This is a genomic window from Janthinobacterium violaceinigrum, assembly GCF_009208555.1.
Lineage (GTDB): Bacteria > Pseudomonadota > Gammaproteobacteria > Burkholderiales > Burkholderiaceae_D > Janthinobacterium > Janthinobacterium violaceinigrum.
The window spans coordinates 14,331-29,253 of the sequence record NZ_WFLI01000057.1 but is presented as its reverse complement, the minus strand read 5'-3'; the positions used below and the strand labels follow the sequence as shown (position 1 = coordinate 29,253).

Annotated in this window: 13 protein-coding genes; 2 read left to right on the top strand and 11 right to left on the bottom strand. The window is 65.8% G+C overall.

What is annotated here, in order from left to right; translation table 11 throughout:
• The 4 genes from GCN75_RS27340 to gspG form a co-directional block, all read right to left on the bottom strand.
• On the bottom strand, positions 1 to 619 hold a 619-nt coding region (locus GCN75_RS27340; protein ID WP_152285151.1), incomplete at its 3' end, for a hypothetical protein.
• Positions 612 to 2,318, bottom strand: coding sequence for a GspE/PulE family protein (locus tag GCN75_RS27335; RefSeq protein WP_193317681.1), 1,707 nt, complete (start codon positions 2,316 to 2,318; stop codon positions 612 to 614). The genes GCN75_RS27335 and GCN75_RS27340, both read right to left, overlap by 8 nt.
• A complete protein-coding gene (locus tag GCN75_RS27330) occupies positions 2,315 to 3,520 on the bottom strand; it encodes a type II secretion system F family protein (protein ID WP_152285150.1) in 1,206 nt (401 codons plus the stop codon). The genes GCN75_RS27335 and GCN75_RS27330 overlap by 4 nt, the downstream gene beginning before the upstream one ends.
• A gap of 38 nt (positions 3,521 to 3,558) precedes the next feature.
• A complete protein-coding gene (gspG, locus tag GCN75_RS27325) occupies positions 3,559 to 4,002 on the bottom strand; it encodes a type II secretion system major pseudopilin GspG (RefSeq protein ID WP_086138770.1) in 444 nt (147 codons plus the stop codon).
• A 266-nt stretch (positions 4,003 to 4,268) separates the two neighbouring features.
• Here gspG and GCN75_RS27320 point away from each other — a divergent pair, with 266 nt between their 5' ends.
• Positions 4,269 to 4,634 carry a protease inhibitor I9 family protein gene (locus tag GCN75_RS27320; RefSeq protein WP_152285149.1) on the top strand — a complete coding sequence of 122 codons (366 nt, stop codon included), beginning with the start codon at positions 4,269 to 4,271 and terminating at the stop codon, positions 4,632 to 4,634.
• Between the two features lie 6 nt (positions 4,635 to 4,640).
• Here GCN75_RS27320 and GCN75_RS27315 read toward each other — a convergent pair whose 3' ends face one another.
• The 4 genes from GCN75_RS27315 to GCN75_RS27300 all read right to left on the bottom strand — a co-directional run bounded on the left by GCN75_RS27315 (position 4,641) and on the right by GCN75_RS27300 (position 9,893).
• Positions 4,641 to 5,324: a LuxR C-terminal-related transcriptional regulator gene (locus GCN75_RS27315; RefSeq protein WP_152285154.1), complete on the bottom strand. Its 684-nt coding sequence runs from the start codon at positions 5,322 to 5,324 to the stop codon at positions 4,641 to 4,643.
• A complete protein-coding gene (locus tag GCN75_RS27310) occupies positions 5,324 to 6,037 on the bottom strand; it encodes a winged helix-turn-helix domain-containing protein (RefSeq protein WP_152285148.1) in 714 nt (237 codons plus the stop codon). Before GCN75_RS27310 ends, GCN75_RS27315 begins: the two co-directional genes overlap by 1 nt.
• A gap of 189 nt (positions 6,038 to 6,226) precedes the next feature.
• Positions 6,227 to 6,865, bottom strand: a complete 639-nt coding sequence (locus tag GCN75_RS27305) for an NF038129 family PEP-CTERM protein (protein ID WP_152285147.1) — start codon at positions 6,863 to 6,865, stop codon at positions 6,227 to 6,229.
• A 10-nt stretch (positions 6,866 to 6,875) separates the two neighbouring features.
• Entirely contained in the window at positions 6,876 to 9,893 is a 3,018-nt protein-coding gene (locus tag GCN75_RS27300) for an ExeM/NucH family extracellular endonuclease (RefSeq protein WP_152285146.1), read from the bottom strand.
• A gap of 459 nt (positions 9,894 to 10,352) precedes the next feature.
• Here GCN75_RS27300 and GCN75_RS29750 point away from each other — a divergent pair, with 459 nt between their 5' ends.
• A complete protein-coding gene (locus tag GCN75_RS29750) occupies positions 10,353 to 11,090 on the top strand; it encodes a PEP-CTERM sorting domain-containing protein (RefSeq protein WP_226941601.1) in 738 nt (245 codons plus the stop codon).
• A 71-nt stretch (positions 11,091 to 11,161) separates the two neighbouring features.
• On the opposite strand, the gene GCN75_RS27290 is transcribed toward GCN75_RS29750, so the two are convergent.
• The 3 genes from GCN75_RS27290 to GCN75_RS27280 all read right to left on the bottom strand — a co-directional run bounded on the left by GCN75_RS27290 (position 11,162) and on the right by GCN75_RS27280 (position 14,895).
• Positions 11,162 to 12,193 carry a TIGR03790 family protein gene (locus tag GCN75_RS27290; RefSeq protein WP_152285145.1) on the bottom strand — a complete coding sequence of 344 codons (1,032 nt, stop codon included), beginning with the start codon at positions 12,191 to 12,193 and terminating at the stop codon, positions 11,162 to 11,164.
• A gap of 72 nt (positions 12,194 to 12,265) precedes the next feature.
• Positions 12,266 to 13,720: a mannose-1-phosphate guanylyltransferase/mannose-6-phosphate isomerase gene (locus tag GCN75_RS27285; RefSeq protein WP_152285144.1), complete on the bottom strand. Its 1,455-nt coding sequence runs from the start codon at positions 13,718 to 13,720 to the stop codon at positions 12,266 to 12,268.
• A gap of 20 nt (positions 13,721 to 13,740) precedes the next feature.
• Positions 13,741 to 14,895 (bottom strand): sugar phosphate nucleotidyltransferase, encoded by a 1,155-nt coding sequence (locus tag GCN75_RS27280; protein WP_152285143.1) that lies wholly within the window; start codon positions 14,893 to 14,895, stop codon positions 13,741 to 13,743.
• Positions 14,896 to 14,923: the final 28 nt, after the last annotated feature.

Below are 14,923 nucleotides of genomic sequence, written 5' to 3'. Positions count from 1 at the left end.
GCGCGCGCACGGCGCGCAGGCGGCCGTCGTGCAGCACGCCCAGGGTCAAGGCGTTCTCCTGCAGCTGGCCGAACCAGGCACCCGGCTTCAGCGCGCCGTGCCAGCGGTTCCAGTGGCGCGCGAATTGCGGCGTGATGAAAATCAGGGCCAGCTTGCGCGCGGCGGCCACGCGGGTCAGCTGCGCCAGCAGCGCGCGGGGCACGGCGCAAAAAAACGGCGCGCGCGCATCCCAGGCGCTGCTGCTGTGCCACAGGCCGGGCGCATCGCCATACAGCGACTGGAAGCGCAGCGCTGCGGCCGCCTCGATGTCGGCCAGGCGCGCGGCGCCTTGCGGCGCATCGACCTGCCACAGGCGCGCCAGGCCATCGTCGAGCACCACGGACAATGGCCAGCCCGCGTACTTGCCCGCCGGCAGCAGCCGGTCCAGCAACTGCGCGAGCGCCTGGCCCAGGGCGGAAAAATCGCCGTTCAGCGAGTCGTCCGGCGCATATTCGGCTTCGCCCAGCAAGGTCCATGCGGGCGCGCGCCAGCGGCTGCTGCGCCACAGGCTCGCATGGCCCGCCGCCACGCCCAGGCGCAGCCCCTGCCCCAGGTTCAACTTCGCAAAACCTCTACGCATGCAGGGTGACCCTCTTGATTTCCGTGATGGTGGTGGCGCCCCGTTTCACCAGTTCCAGCGCCGCCAGGCGCAGGCTGCGCGTGCCGTTCGCATACGCGGCCGCCTTGATCTGGCGGATTGGCTTCTTGTCGACGATCAGTTCGCGGATTTCATCGGTCAGCACGAGAATCTCGGCGATCGAGCGGCGCCCCTTGTAGCCCGTGCCGCGGCAGTCGCCGCAGCCCTTGCCCTGCTTGAACTGGTACTGCGCCACGTCGGCGCGCGCCAGGCCCACGCTGGCCAGCTCCAGGTCGTCGGGCACGTACCCGGTGGCGCAATGGGGACAGTTGGTGCGGATCAGCCGCTGCGCCCAGATGCCGTTCAGGGCAGAGACAAACGCATACGGATCGATGCCCATGTGCGTGAAGCGGCCGAACACGTCGAACACATTATTCGCGTGCACGGTGGTGAGCACCAGATGGCCCGTGAGGGCCGATTGCACGGCGATTTCCGCCGTCTCGCGGTCGCGGATTTCGCCCACCATGATCTTGTCGGGGTCGTGGCGCAGGATCGAGCGCAAGCCCTTGGCAAACGTCAGCCCCTTCTTTTCATTGACGGGTATCTGCAGGATGCCGGGCAGCTGGTATTCGACGGGGTCCTCGATGGTGATGATCTTTTCGCGCCCGTTGTGGATTTCCGTCAGCGCCGCGTACAAGGTCGTCGTCTTGCCCGACCCCGTGGGACCGGTGACGAGCAGCATGCCGTAGGCTTCCTGCGCCAGCGCGCGCAGGGCTTCCAGCGATGGCGCGTCAAAGCCCAGCGCTTCGAGGGTCAGGGCCCCATACGCCTCGATCATGGCGCGCTTGTCCAGGATGCGGATGACGGCGTCCTCGCCATGGATGCTGGGCATGATGGAGACGCGCAGATCGATTTCGCGCCCGCCCGCCTCGACGCGGAAGCTGCCGTCCTGCGGCACGCGGCGTTCGGCGATATCGAGTTCGGCCAGCACTTTCAGGCGCGAGATGATGTGTTCCGCCACTTCGATGCCATTGACGGACGTGGCGTGATCAAGCACGCCGTCGACGCGGTACTTGACGGCCAGGCCGCCGGCCGTGCTTTCCAGGTGGATGTCCGAGGCGCCCGCCTTCAGCGCGTCATACAAGGTCGAGTTGACCAGCTTGACGGCGGGGCTGGCCGCTTCCGACACGCTGGCGAACGACAGCACGGCGGCCGTCTTGCCGTCGCGCCGCGCGTCGGTGGCGGCGCCGGGCAGCAGGCTGTCGACGGCACGCGCCGATTCTTCCTGCTTCGACAGGTAGGCGCCGATGTCGGCCTGCAGCGCCAGGCGCACGCTCAGAGCGCCCTGCCCCGCGCGCGCGCCCAGCCAGGTTTGCAGGTCCAGGTCGAAGGGGTCGGCGATCACGCCCACCAGCTGGCCGTCGGCGGCGCGCAGCAGCACGCTGTGGCGCGCCAGCGCCTGCGACAGGGGCAGCACGTCGAACGCGGGAGAAAAGGCCAGCATGTCGGCCGTTTCCAGCACGTCCAGGCCGAACGGGCGCGCCAGCTCGCGCACCACGGCGCGCGCCTCGATGCCGCTCAACTGCTGCAATTCCTCGACCAGGCTGCGCTTCGATTGCCGGCTCAGGGCGCGCGCGCGCTGCAGCAGCGCGGCATCGATGGCCACGCCGGCCACGCTGGATTCGGCTGCGCTCTGCATCATGAAATGTCGCCGGCAAGGTCGAAGATGGGCATGTACAGCAGGATCACGATGGCGCCCACGACCAGGCCGATGGCGGCCATCAGCAGGGGCTCGAAGGTGCGCGTGAAACGGTCGATCCAGCGGCTGATTTCGCCGTCGTAAAAGGCGGCCGACTGCGTCAGCATGGGGCCCATGTCGCCCGTGCGCTCGCCCACGCGCAACATGCGCAGCGAGATGGGCGTGGTCAGCTGATGCTGCTCGAACGCGGACGACAGGGGCTGGCCCGCCTCGATGGCGCCGCGCGCACCCTGCAAGGACGCTTGCATGCCGGGCGAGACCATCGCCTGCACAGTGCCGATCGCCTGCACGATGGTGATGCCGCCCTCGGCCAGCATGCCCAGGGTCAGGTACAGGCGCGACAATTCATAGATGCGCACGCGCTCCCCGATGCCGGGCAATTTCGCCAGCAGGCGCGCCACGCCGCCATGGCGCAGCACGCGCCGCACGGCCAGGAACACGGCGCTGCCGGTGATAAGCAGTCCGAGCAACAGCAGCAAGCCATGCTGCGTGACGAACTGGCCCCAGCTGAGCATCACTTGCGACATCCACGGCAGGTTACGCCCGGCGCCCTGGTAGACCTCGGCGAAACGGGGCACCACATAGCTGATCAGGAAAGCGCTGACGCCGCCGCCCACGGCCAGCAGGATGGTCGGATAGATGGCGGCGCTGACGATTTTGCTGCGCACCGTATCGATGCGTTGCTGGTAGTCGATGTAGCGCGACAGTGCGCGCGGCAAGTCGCTGGTGCCCTCGGCCGCCTTGACGATGCCGATGTACAGGGGCGGAAACAGTTCGGACTGCTCCGCCAGCACGGCAGAAAAGCGCTTGCCTTCGCGCAAGCCTTCCAGCAGGCGCGTGAGCACGCTGCGCGTGGCCGGCGCGGCCTCCTTTTCCAGCAAGGCTTCCAGCGCCTCGACGATGCCCAGGCCCGCGTTGAGCAAGGCCAGCAATTCCTGGCTGAACAGCAGCAAGGGCAGCGCCCGCGCGCGCTGGCGCCCGGCCGCGCTGAACGGCGTGGCCCGCAGCGGACGGATGGCGCTGACAAACAGGCCCCGCGCTTCGGCCTGGCGGCGCGCATCGGCTTCGTCGCGGCCGTCGATCACGCAAGTGTGCAAGGTAGAAACGGCCTGGTCCGTGGAAAGCGCGCGTACTTCAAACTGCATGATGGCGTGTCCGTGACAAAAGAGTGAGCGTGCTGGCCTTATTGCGAACTGATGTCCGCATTCTCGCCGCTGCCGCCCGGTTGGCCATCCTTGCCCATGGAAACGATGTCATATTCGCCCTTGCTGCCGGGCGCGCGGTATTGATAGGCATGGCCCCACGGGTCGAGCGGCACGGCTTTTTTCAGGTAAGGGCCATTCCAGCGCGTGCCGGCGGTGGGCGGCGCGGCCAGCAGCGCGGCCAGGCCCTCTTCCGTGGTGGGATAGCGCCCCACGTCGAGGCGGTAGGTGTCCAGCGATTTTTCAAACGCCTCGATTTGGGCCTTGGCCACCGTCACTTCGGATTTGCCCAGCTGGGCAAAATATTTGGGACCCACATAGGCCGCCAGCAAGCCGATGATCACGATCACGACCAACAGTTCGAGCAAGGTAAAGCCGCGCGCATGGCGCGTTGCTGCAAGGTTCTGCCTGTGTGCTGCATGCATCCGCTAACTCCTTATTGCCTACCTTCAATACATTGCCGCCATGTGCACCGCTGGTGGCCGCGCACAGGCGGCGCGCGCCTGCCTGATGCCTAGCAGGCTACCATGCCGCTTATGGTAAATACAATCTTTTCTTTGTACTGAAAACAACAAAATTCCGGGGGAAACCATCGAGTGCGCACTCACGCAAGCCGCGCGCCACCGGCCCTGCGGCCGGCGTACAATCGGCGCATGGGCGGCCATGCCGCTGCCGCCCGCGAAAGGAACGCATGTCCGCCATCCGCTTGAGCCTTGCCCTCCTGGCCGCCGCCAGCGTGCTGCCTGCCGGCGCGTCGGCCGCGCCCCAGCGCCAGGCATACGTCGTGGAACTGCGCGCGCAACTGGCGCCGCCTGACGCGGCGCAAGGGGACGCACAGCGCGAAGCGGGACGCCGTGCCGTGCTGGCGCTGGTGCCCGACGCCACGGTGCAATACCATTACACGGCCGCGCTGAACGGCTTTGCCGCCCTGCTGACGCCGGCCGAAGTCAAGCGCCTGCGCGCCAGCCCCCTCGTCGCGCGGGTCGCGCCCGGCACCGACGATCAGTTCAACGGTGGCGGCACGCACAAGGCCGCCGCACCCCAGCCGCAGCGCTGAGCGGCATCAGGCGGCCAGCAGGCGCAAAGCGATGCCGCGCGAAACGGCTTGCGTGCGGTTGCTCACGCCCAATAATTTATAGATGCGCTGCAAATGGCTTTTCACGGTCCCGCCGCTGATGCCGAGGATTTGCCCCACTTCCTCATTGCTCTTGCCGATGCTGACCCAGTGCAGCACTTCCAGCTCGCGCGCACTGGCCGCGCGCGCCGCGCCGGCGGGAGCCGCCTGCGTGCCGTCCGGCAGCGCCAGCCAATGCACGTGCAGGTAGGGCAGCAGCAGTTCCAGCACGTACGCCTGGCGCGCCGGGTCCGGCCAGGATGCGCAGGGGGCGCAGAACAGGGCAAAGAAACTGCCTCCGCCAGCGCCCGCGCTGCCATGCACGAGCACCCCGTCGATGATGGCAACGCGCCGCCCGCCCGCGCGCCAGGCCCGCGCCAGGCACGCCACCTGCCCCTGGCGCGGGTCGCCGAGCGCCTGCACTTCGGCCTCGTCCAGCACGGCGCTATGCCACGCCGCGCTGCGCACCACGCCGCCATCGGCGCCCAGCTGCGCGCAGACGAGGACGGCATGCGGCAGCAGCGCCTGCAGCGGCCCCTGGCTCCACAAAAAGAAATCGCCGGGCGCGGCGATGCCATGCGCGCCCAGCACGGCGTGCAGCAGGTATTCCTGCTCCCTCCCCGTCAGCAGCATCAGGCGCACACGGCGGCGTCCAGCGCCAGATAACGGTAGCCGCTGCCGCGCACGGTTTCGATGCGGTGGCCGCAGCCGCCCGGCTGCAAAGCCTGCCGCAGGCGGCCCACGTGGGCGTCGACCGTGCGTTCGTCCAGATAGGCCCCATGGCCCCACACCTGGTCCAGCAACTGCGCGCGGCTGTGCACCCGGTCCGGGTGGCCCATCAGAAAATGCAGCAGCCTGAATTCCACGCGGCCCAGGTTGACGGATACGCTGCCGGCCGTCACGCGCTGGGTGTGCGGGTCGAGCCGCAAGGCGGTGGTGCCGTCCGCGCCAGAGCCGGCGCGCAGGGCCGCCGGTGCGCGCCGGCGCAGCAGCGCGCGCACGCGGGCCAGCATTTCACGGGGGCCGAAAGGCTTGCACAGGTAATCGTCGGCGCCGCTTTCCAGCGCCAGCACCTTGTCCTGCTCGCTGTCGCGCGCGCTGACCATGATGATGGGCAAGTCGCACAGCAAGCCATCCTGGCGCACCTGGCGCAGCAGCGCGATGCCGGACGCATCGGGCAATACCCATTCCAGCAGCAGCACGTCGGGCGGATCGGCCGCCAGCAGGGCCAGCGCTCCGCGCGCATCCGGGACGCAGCTGACCCGGTAACCCGCGCCCTCGAGGTTATGCGCCAGTAACGCTTGCATGGCGGGCGCAGGGTCCAGCACCAGGATATGGCCAGGCATCGATGCATCCTCCCGAAAAAAGTTGGCAGCAATCATGAAAATACTAGACTGCCCGACAAGTTTTTTACTATGCATCAAGCGTAAAACGGTGACCAATACAATTTAGTTTCCTGATTTATAGCTATTTCGAATAAATAGTCGAAAAAAAACACAGCGGCCCGCAGGCACGCTGTGTCCAGGCTGGAAAGACTAGGCGCGCGTGACGGGTTGGCGGCGGCGCAGGGCAAAAGCGATCAGTGCCAGGCCGCCCGTGAGCATCATCCATTCCGACGCTTCCGGCACGGCCGAGATCGTCGCGATGCTGGCATAGCTGCTGCCGGTAATGCTGGCAGGCAAGCCGCCGTTGAGCGGGGTCAGCTCGAATTGCAGCACGTTGCCATTCGCATTGCCCAGGTAAGACATACCCGTGTAGTCGAGCAAGCCCACGCCAAAGGTCGTGCCCGCATTGCCGGCCGTGTTCAGGAAATCGCCGCCAAACACGATATTGAACCCGAACTTGCCGCCCAGGGTCACGTTGTGAAACCAGTCGTTATAGGCGCCGCTATTGCCGAATGTCAAGGTACCGGGCACGCTGCCGCTGACATTGCCTTCCTGCGATTCCAGTGCGCCGAAAGCGCCCGAGAAATTGCTGAGGACGGCGCTGGCGCCGGGCGCGGGGCTGTTGCCGGCGATAAAGGCGAAATCGAGGAAACCGGCGCCCGCAAACGCGCTCGTGTCGATTTCCACGCGATAGGCTAGCGGATCCGCCAGCGCCACGCTGCTGCTGGCGGCCAGCACGGCGGCCAGCAGGGCGCGGCGCAGGGCCGGAGGGAGTGTCGTTGTCATCATGATGGAGTCCTTAGAAATTGCCGGCGTAAATGCTGGCGGAATAATTGATCGTCACTTTCGACGGATTGCTGAAACTGACGGCAAACGAAGCCGTGGCGCCCGGCGCCAGGCTGGCCGCATTCACCGTGACATACGCGGCACCCCCATGGCTGCCCGTGGCGTTGGCCAGGCTGACGCCGGCCGGCAAGCCGCCGAACACCACCTGGAACGGACCGGCCAGGGCACTCGTGCCCGTGTTGGTAAACGTGAACGTCCCCGTGTACTTTTGCGTCGCGCGGTTGTACGCGAGGCCCGAACCGGCTTGCGCCACGCTGGCCGTGATGTCGCGGTAGGCGGGCTGCAAGTCCAGGCTGATGACGACGGGATCGTGGTCCGAGGCGCGGTAGGGCAAGGCGTTGTACAGGTCTTGCGGCTTGGCAGAGTCGATGTTGTAGTCGATCACTTCCGGCTCGTCCGCATTCACATGCCATTCGGCCACGCCCGCCACTTGCGGGCTCAGCGAGGCGCTCGCCAGCGCATGGTCGAGGTAGCCGCTCTGGCCACCGAACACATACGAGTACGGCATGCCGGACGGCCGCACGAAACGCTCGAGTTCATTGACGAAACCGGCGCCCGTGATGACCTGGATCGGGTCTTCCGCGCCATACGAATTGAGGTCGCCGATGACCAGCACGTCGGCGTCGCCGGCAGCGGCCGCCACCTGCGGCACGAAGCTGCCCACCAGGCGCTGGGCCTGCTGCACGCGGGTGGCGTTCCAGCAACTCTGGCTATCGTTGTTGTCCGCATCGGGGCCCGTGCCGGACGGGCAGCTGCCCTTCGACTTCAGGTGGTTGACGATCAGCGAAAACTTTTCGCCATTGCCCGCCTGGAAGGTTTGCGCCATCGGCGGACGGTTGTTGATGGCATTGGCGTCCGACAAGGCGCCGCCCACCAGGCCCAGCCTGGCCGGCTTGTAGATCATGGCCACGCGGATGGCGTCCGTGCCCGTGGCGGCCGGCTTCGGCACCACGGCGTACGTGACGCCGCCGATGGCCGCGTTCAACTGCTCGACCAGGTAGGTGACGGCTATTTCGCCATTGTTCTGGATTTCCATCAAGCCCACCACGTCCGCATCGATGGCTTTCAGTTCGGCCACGATCTTGTCGCGCTGGCGCTCGAACTCGGCCAGGTTGTCGGCGCCGCGGCAATTGCTCTTGGTGGTAGAGGTACCCACGGTGCAGCCCTGCCCCGTCTGACCAAAGATATTGTTGCCATTGGTAAAGGTCGTAAAGAAATTGAGCACATTCGCGCTGGCCACCTTGACGTTGCCCGATGGCAGTTCCGGGCTGCCCGTGCGCGGGTTGTCGCGCGAAAACTGCGGCGGCTGCGTCGGCTGCAATTTATACGCGGCGCCGCCACCGCCGATGGCACCGAAATCCACCACGCCCGTCAGGTCGGCCACCGTGTCGCCGCTGCGCACGGTGTTGTCCTGGCCGATGTAGGGAATGGTGGGCGGCGTGACGAAAATCCCATCATCGAGCACGATCAGGTTGTTCGCATTGGCGGCGATCAAGGCTTGCGCTTCGGCGGAGCCGGCCGGATAGCGGTTGGTCGGCACTTCGCGCCGTCCCGCCGACAGGGTCAATTCGCCGCGCGCGCCCAGGTAGGCGTTTTGCGACACGGTCAGGGGCTGCGTGAAACGCACGAGCATGCCCTCCACGGCGGCCAGCTTGTCGTTCGGCAAGGTCACGTTCGTGGGCACGATGCTGTGGCCAGCGCTTTGCGTGAGGATGGCCGTCACGTCCTTCAATTCCGTGTAGGAATTCTTTGCGCCCGTGGGCGTGTATTCGAACACCGTGCCCGTCACACGCACCAGCTCGCCCGGCTGCACGGTGGTGGCCGTCGCGCCCGTGTACACAAAGATGCCGTCCGACGTGGATGGGTCGCCATCGCCGGCCGCGTCCTGGATGAAGAAGCCCGTGCCCACTTTCAGGGTCACCACGCCCTCCGTCGTCTGCACGGAATTGGCGTAGGGGCTGGCCGCGCCCGCGCCCTGGATTTGCGGAATCGTGTGGCTGACGGCAGCCAGGCCTTGCACGGCGACATCGACCTTGCAGGTGGCCGTCTGCTGCTGGTCATTGCTGAAGCTGACGATGACGGGATAATTGCCCACCGGCACGCCGGCAGCCACCAGCAGGCTGACCGTGGCGCTTTCGCCCGCCACGCCGGCCGCGCTGAAACCGGCCAGGCTGATGCCGGCCACGGCCGGCGAGCTCAAGATAGCGGCGTTCACGATGCCATCCACATCGGACGCGCGCAGCACGGCGCTGCCGCCGCTGCCCGCAGCCAGGGCCAGGCTGGCGGGGCAGCTGGTGATGATCTTGTGCACGACGGGGCCGCCGCACACATTCAGCGGCGAAGCCGTATTGCGCGGCGTTACGCTGCCGGTGGCGAAGTCCACGCTGTTGTCGTCCGTGTCGCCGCAGCCGCCATTGGCGCGCAGGATGGACAAGGTATTCGATGGCGCGGGCGCCACAGCCCCTTCGAAGCCGTTGGCCGTGCCGAAACCGACGAGGTCGATGACTGCCGCGCCCGTGGGGCTGGCGCCCACCTGGGCCGTCTTGCTATTACTCAACAACACCTTGCCCGTCGTGCCCGACAAGGCCAGGGTGCCCGTGGCGTCCGGCGCGGGCAAGTCCTGCGTGCCGCCCGTGCCCTTGGCTTGCTGGACCAGCAAATACTGGCCAGGTTGCAAATCGATAGCCGGCAAGGCCGTCACGGACCAGCTCGTATTGGCGGCGGCGCCGTACTGCACGCTCCAGTTGCTCAGGTTGACGGGGCTGGCGCCGCGGTTGAACAGTTCGATGAAATCGTTGCGGTACACGGCACCCGTGTTGCCGCCACCGCCGTACACCTGGCTGATGACGATATCGGAGGCGGCCAGGGCCGGCAGGGAAAGACTGGCCAGCACGGCGGCCATGACCGTCAGGCGCAGGGGCTTGTGCAGGGGCGAAGGCGGGACGGACGGGGCGGCAAGAGGGGAAGGCATGGTTTTCCTGGTCAGTTAAGGGTGGCCGGCGGGTGGCCGGCCCGGGTGGGCGCTGGCAAGCTGGTCTTGATAAAATGATGATGAACTTATTATTTACATACTAAACAGCGCGCATGACGAGTTGATGACATTTCATTAAGCTGAACGGAGTAATGGCGGAACGGAATCCAGGCGGGCTGCCGCATGCGGCCAGTATCTTTTCAGCAACGCCAAGCGCGACAAAGCAATTCCGGCGCGCATGTGGCCGCGCAATGTGATATAATTCAAACAAATAAGTTTAGTTCCTGACAAGGGATTGAACTGCAACACCAGACCCCGTAGTGCAGGCCCCATCCATGCCTGACCTTGAAATGCTCTCCCGCCTTGCTCGCAACAGTAGCCTGGACGGGACCAGCAACAATCGCATGCGGATAGCCGCGTCGAGCGACGCACCGTTCCATGCTTTTTGAGAGATCGATCATGCCAACACCAATTTTCACGCCAGCCTCTTCCCGTCCCTTGCTTCTGGCCGCAGCATTGATGCTGTTCGGCGCCAGCGCCCAGGCACAGACACAAGCGGCCGCGCCTGCTCAGCAGAATGAAAAGAATTGCCAGGCCAGCACGCATGCCGCGAACGGCAATGCGAAAGACGCGAACCTGGACGGCACCTACAGCGCCTGCAGCCTGGCCAACGGCTTCATCGGCGCAGGCACGCGCACCAACGACGGCTCGAACAAGACGCCGGAATTCAACGGCGGCGTATCCGACCAGGAATTCCGCAACGCGCAGTCGGGCGACAATAACCACCGCCTGGCCACGCGCCAGTTGCCTGCCGACAGCAGCGCCGAGGAACCGCGCAAGGCGCTCGCCAACAGCGACCGCAACTTCCGTTTTGCCACGCGCGACTTCGTGGCATCCGAGGAAAACCGTCCCTTCGACGATGGCCCCGGCTATACGGCCCCAGGCCGCTCGTACAACCAGGCCCGCGGCAGCGACACCTATGCGCCCCTGGTCGTTTCCAGGCCCCTCGGCGATGGCTTGCCAACGGGCAATAACGGCGGCGGCGTGGGCGGCGGCGGCTCCGGTGGCGGTTTCACGGGCGGCAGCATCATTCCCGTGACGCCGGACATTCCAGCCGTGCCGGAACCGGAAACCTATGCCATGCTGCTGGCCGGACTGGGCCTCGTCGCCCTGGCGCGCCGCCGCAAAAGCAAGTAACAGCCGCAGTCACGCTGCACCATGAAAAAAGGCCCGCAAGGGCCTTTTTTATTGTCTGAAAGAATCAGGCTTCACCGCCGGAAGCCCGCATACGGGGCGGCCAGCGGGTCGCCGATGAACAGGCCCTGGGCGGGCCACAGCACGCTGCCCCAGTACGCTTCCAGCGCCGTACTGCCGGACAGGTAGCGGCGCAACAGCACGGTCGGATTGGGAAACTTCTGCCAGTAGCTGCACGGTTCGCTGACGGTGCCATAGCTGGCCGTCGCGCCCGCTTCCAGCCAGCGCTGGCTGCTCATCTGGCTGCTGCCCTGCAAGTCGCCGCCAAACGAGGTCAGGTGGTCGGCCAGGGCGCCGGGCAGGAAATGCAGGGTTTCCAGCTTGGCCACCTTGGCCAGTCCCGTCTGGTACACCATGATGTCTTGCGCCCCTTCCAGGCTGTCCGCCTTGAGGTTCTTGACGGTCAGCTTGCGCTGGCGCACCACGCCCGCGGGCGGAAAGAAAGCAGCCCGGCTGTTGCGCGCCGTGTCGCTGGTCGTCAGGTAATACGCGCTGGCGGCCGGCACGGAAAAGCCGCTGACGGCGCCGCGGTCCACCACGGCCTTGGCCTCTTCCACGAAATCGATGGGCAGCAGCATCGACAGGCGCAAGCCCAGCTGCGTGTAGGGCTGCGCCGCCTCGCTGTTGAAATATCTGCTCGGTTTACCGGGATCGCAAGTCTTCGCGCATTGATCCCCGTCATAACCGAGGGTGAAGGCGGCCGTGATGGCATTGCATTCGACGGCATACGGCGCGCTCCACACCATCAGCACGGCCTGGATCTCGGGTTTCAGCTGCGCATTGATGCGCTCCTTCAACTGCGTGAACTGGTCGACGCTGAGCTTGCGCGGCCGGTTGGGGATGTTGACGTGCGCCACATTCGCGGCGGGTATGCCGTGCGCCTTGCGGTAGTACTCGCCCACCTCGACACTGTTGGGCTCGGCATCATTGATGACGATGGCCAGCTGCGCCGCCTGCAAGCCGGGCGGCACCGCAGCTGCGGCAGGCGCGTCGGCATGGGCGGCGCCGGCGGCCAGCGCCAGCGAAAGACAAAGGAAGTTACGCAAGGGTCGGTACACCGGTAAGGGGAATCGGAGGCAGGCGGCCGGGGCCGCGGCTGCCCTGCGGTGATGGCGCCATCAGGCGCGCTGGTAGACATCCTCCAGGCGCACGATATCGTCCTCGCCCAGATAGCTGCCCGATTGCACCTCGATCAGGTGCAGGGGCAGCTTGCCCGGGTTTTCCAGCCGGTGCGTCATGCCGATGGGAATGTACGTGGATTCGTTTTCCGTCAGCAAGGTCACCTTGTCGCCGCACGTGACTTGCGCCGTGCCGCTGACCACCACCCAGTGTTCGGCGCGGTGATGGTGCATCTGCAGCGACAGCTTGCCGCCCGGATTGACGGTGATGCGCTTGACCTGGAAACGCTCGCCGATATCGATGCCTTCATAGCTGCCCCACGGGCGGTACACCTTGCGGTGCTGCACGTGTTCGCTGCGGCCCGCCTGCTTCAAGTGGTCGACCACCTGTTTCACGCGCTGCACCTGATCCTTGTGCGCCACCAGGACGGCGTCGTCCGTTTCCACCACCACCAGGTCCTGCACGCCCAGCACGGCCACCATGCGGCGCTCGGCACGCACCAGGCAATTGCTCACGCCATCGAGATACACGTCGCCGCGCACCACGTTGCCGCTGGCATCGCCCTGCTGCACTTCCCACAAGGCCGACCAGGAACCGACATCGCTCCAGCCGATGGCGGCCGGCAGCACCACCGCATGCGCCGTGTGCTCCATGACGGCATAGTCGATCGAGTCCGATGGGCAGGCGGCAAAGGCCTTCTCTTCCAGGCGGCAGAAATCGAGGTCGCGGTAGCCGTCGCGCACGGCCGCTTCGCTGGCGGCCAGCATGGCCGGCTGGAACTGCCCCAGCTCGCCCAGATAGCGTTCGGCGCGGAACATGAACATGCCGCTGTTCCAGAAATAATTACCGGCGGCCAGGAACGACTGCGCCGTGGCCAGGTCCGGCTTTTCCACGAAACGCTCGACCTTGCAGCCTGCCCCGCCGGGGTGCACGGGTGCGCCGCTGCGGATGTAGCCATAGCCCGTCTCCGGCGCCGTCGGCACGATGCCGAAGGTGGCCAGCGCGCCATCGGCCGCCAGCAAGGCCGCCTGGGCGATGGACTGGTGAAACGCAGCCACATCGGTGATGACATGGTCGGCCGGCAAGACCAGCATCAGCGCATCGGGATCGATGGCCAGCAGGTATTGCGCGGCCACGGCCACGGCCGGCGCCGTGTTGCGCCCCACCGGTTCAAGCAGGATGCCCAGCGGCGGCAAGCCGATCTCGCGCAATTGCTCGGCCACCATGAAGCGGTGTTCATTGCCGCACACCACCAGCGGCGGCATGACGTCGAAATCGGCCAGTCCGCTATCGCCGGCACGGCGGTTGGGCAGGCTCTGCACGCGCAGCGCCGTTTCCTGCAACATGGTCTTGTCCGTTACCAGCGGCAACAGCTGCTTGGGCAGCACGGCGCGCGACAGCGGCCATAAACGGGTGCCCGAACCGCCGGACAGGATGACTGGATAAATTTTCATGGTTTCACTTCACAAACAGTTTATTGGGCAGCATACAGGGCCGGCAGCGTGTCCGCGCGGCGCAAGCTGCGCCGGTCGCGCGCATTGCCCCAGGCATCTTTTTCATACTCGGAAACATGGCGCATCTGGCCGGCACGGTCGACACTATAATCCTTAAAGACGATCATTTCATCCAGCGCCACGCCAGGCAGCACGCGCGTGTATTCGAACAGCACGCTGCGCACCACTTCGGCGCCATCGCAAATGTGGCTGCCGTGGCCGATCCAGGCGGGTCCGATGATGGTCGCGCCCGCTTCAATGCGGCAGCCCGAGCCGATATACACGGGGCCTTCGATGCGCGTGCCGCCGCTCCAGTCGATGCTCGTGTTCAAGCCCGCCCACACGCCTTCGGCGATCTGGGTGCCAGGCACGTGCAAATGGGCCACTTCCCCCATCAGCACGCTTTGCAGCACTTCCCAGTAATCCTTGACGCTGCCGATATCGATCCAGTTGTACTGGCGCTTTTGCGCATAGAAGGGCAAGCCCTGCGCAACCAGCAAGGGAAACAGTTCCGAGCCGATGTCGAACGCCTGGCCGGGCGGAATCAGGTCCAGCACGGCCGGCTCGAAAATGTAAATGCCCGTGCTGACGCAATTGGACAGCGCGTCGGCCTGCGCCGGTTTTTCCTGGAACGCGCGGATGCGTCCATCGTCGTCGCTGACCACCACGCCATAGCTCGACACCTTGTCCCACGGCACTTCCAGGGTGATGACGGACGCCAGCGCACCGGTGCGGCGGTGCTCGCGCAGGGCCGCTTCCAGGTCCAGGTCGATCAAGGCGTCGCCGCACAGCACGATGGTCGTGTCGTCAAAAAAGCCGCCGAATTCCTGGATCTTCTTCATGCCGCCAGCCGAGCCCAGCGGTTGCGGCACGACCTCGCCCGCATCGTTCGTATAGCCTTCGAAGGAATAGCCGATGCGCACGCCGAACTGGTGGCCTTCGCCGAAATACTCCTCGATCTTTTCATGCAGGTAGCTGACGTTGACCATGATGTCGGTCACGCCGTGCTGGGCCAGGTGTTCCACCAGGTAAGCCATGACAGGCTTGCCCAGGATGGGAATCATGGGCTTGGGCAAATCGTAGGTCAGGGGCTGCACGCGCGTGCCCTTGCCTGCCGCCAATATCATCGCTTTCATCGTCGCACTACTCCATCAAGGTTGGGGA

Excerpts from the sequence above, each read along its gene's own strand:
- GCN75_RS27335 (WP_193317681.1), bottom strand. The coding sequence starts at position 2,318 with ATGATGCAGAGCGCAGCCGAATCCAGCGTGGCCGGCGTGGCCATCGAT.
- GCN75_RS27330 (WP_152285150.1), bottom strand. The coding sequence starts at position 3,520 with ATGCAGTTTGAAGTACGCGCGCTTTCCACGGACCAGGCCGTTTCTACC.
- gspG (WP_086138770.1), bottom strand. The coding sequence starts at position 4,002 with ATGCATGCAGCACACAGGCAGAACCTTGCAGCAACGCGCCATGCGCGC.
- GCN75_RS27320 (WP_152285149.1), top strand. The coding sequence starts at position 4,269 with ATGTCCGCCATCCGCTTGAGCCTTGCCCTCCTGGCCGCCGCCAGCGTG.
- GCN75_RS27315 (WP_152285154.1), bottom strand. The coding sequence starts at position 5,324 with ATGCTGCTGACGGGGAGGGAGCAGGAATACCTGCTGCACGCCGTGCTG.
- GCN75_RS27310 (WP_152285148.1), bottom strand. The coding sequence starts at position 6,037 with ATGCCTGGCCATATCCTGGTGCTGGACCCTGCGCCCGCCATGCAAGCG.
- GCN75_RS27305 (WP_152285147.1), bottom strand. The coding sequence starts at position 6,865 with ATGATGACAACGACACTCCCTCCGGCCCTGCGCCGCGCCCTGCTGGCC.
- GCN75_RS27300 (WP_152285146.1), bottom strand. The coding sequence starts at position 9,893 with ATGCCTTCCCCTCTTGCCGCCCCGTCCGTCCCGCCTTCGCCCCTGCAC.
- GCN75_RS29750 (WP_226941601.1), top strand. The coding sequence starts at position 10,353 with ATGCCAACACCAATTTTCACGCCAGCCTCTTCCCGTCCCTTGCTTCTG.
- GCN75_RS27285 (WP_152285144.1), bottom strand. The coding sequence starts at position 13,720 with ATGAAAATTTATCCAGTCATCCTGTCCGGCGGTTCGGGCACCCGTTTA.
- GCN75_RS27280 (WP_152285143.1), bottom strand. The coding sequence starts at position 14,895 with ATGAAAGCGATGATATTGGCGGCAGGCAAGGGCACGCGCGTGCAGCCC.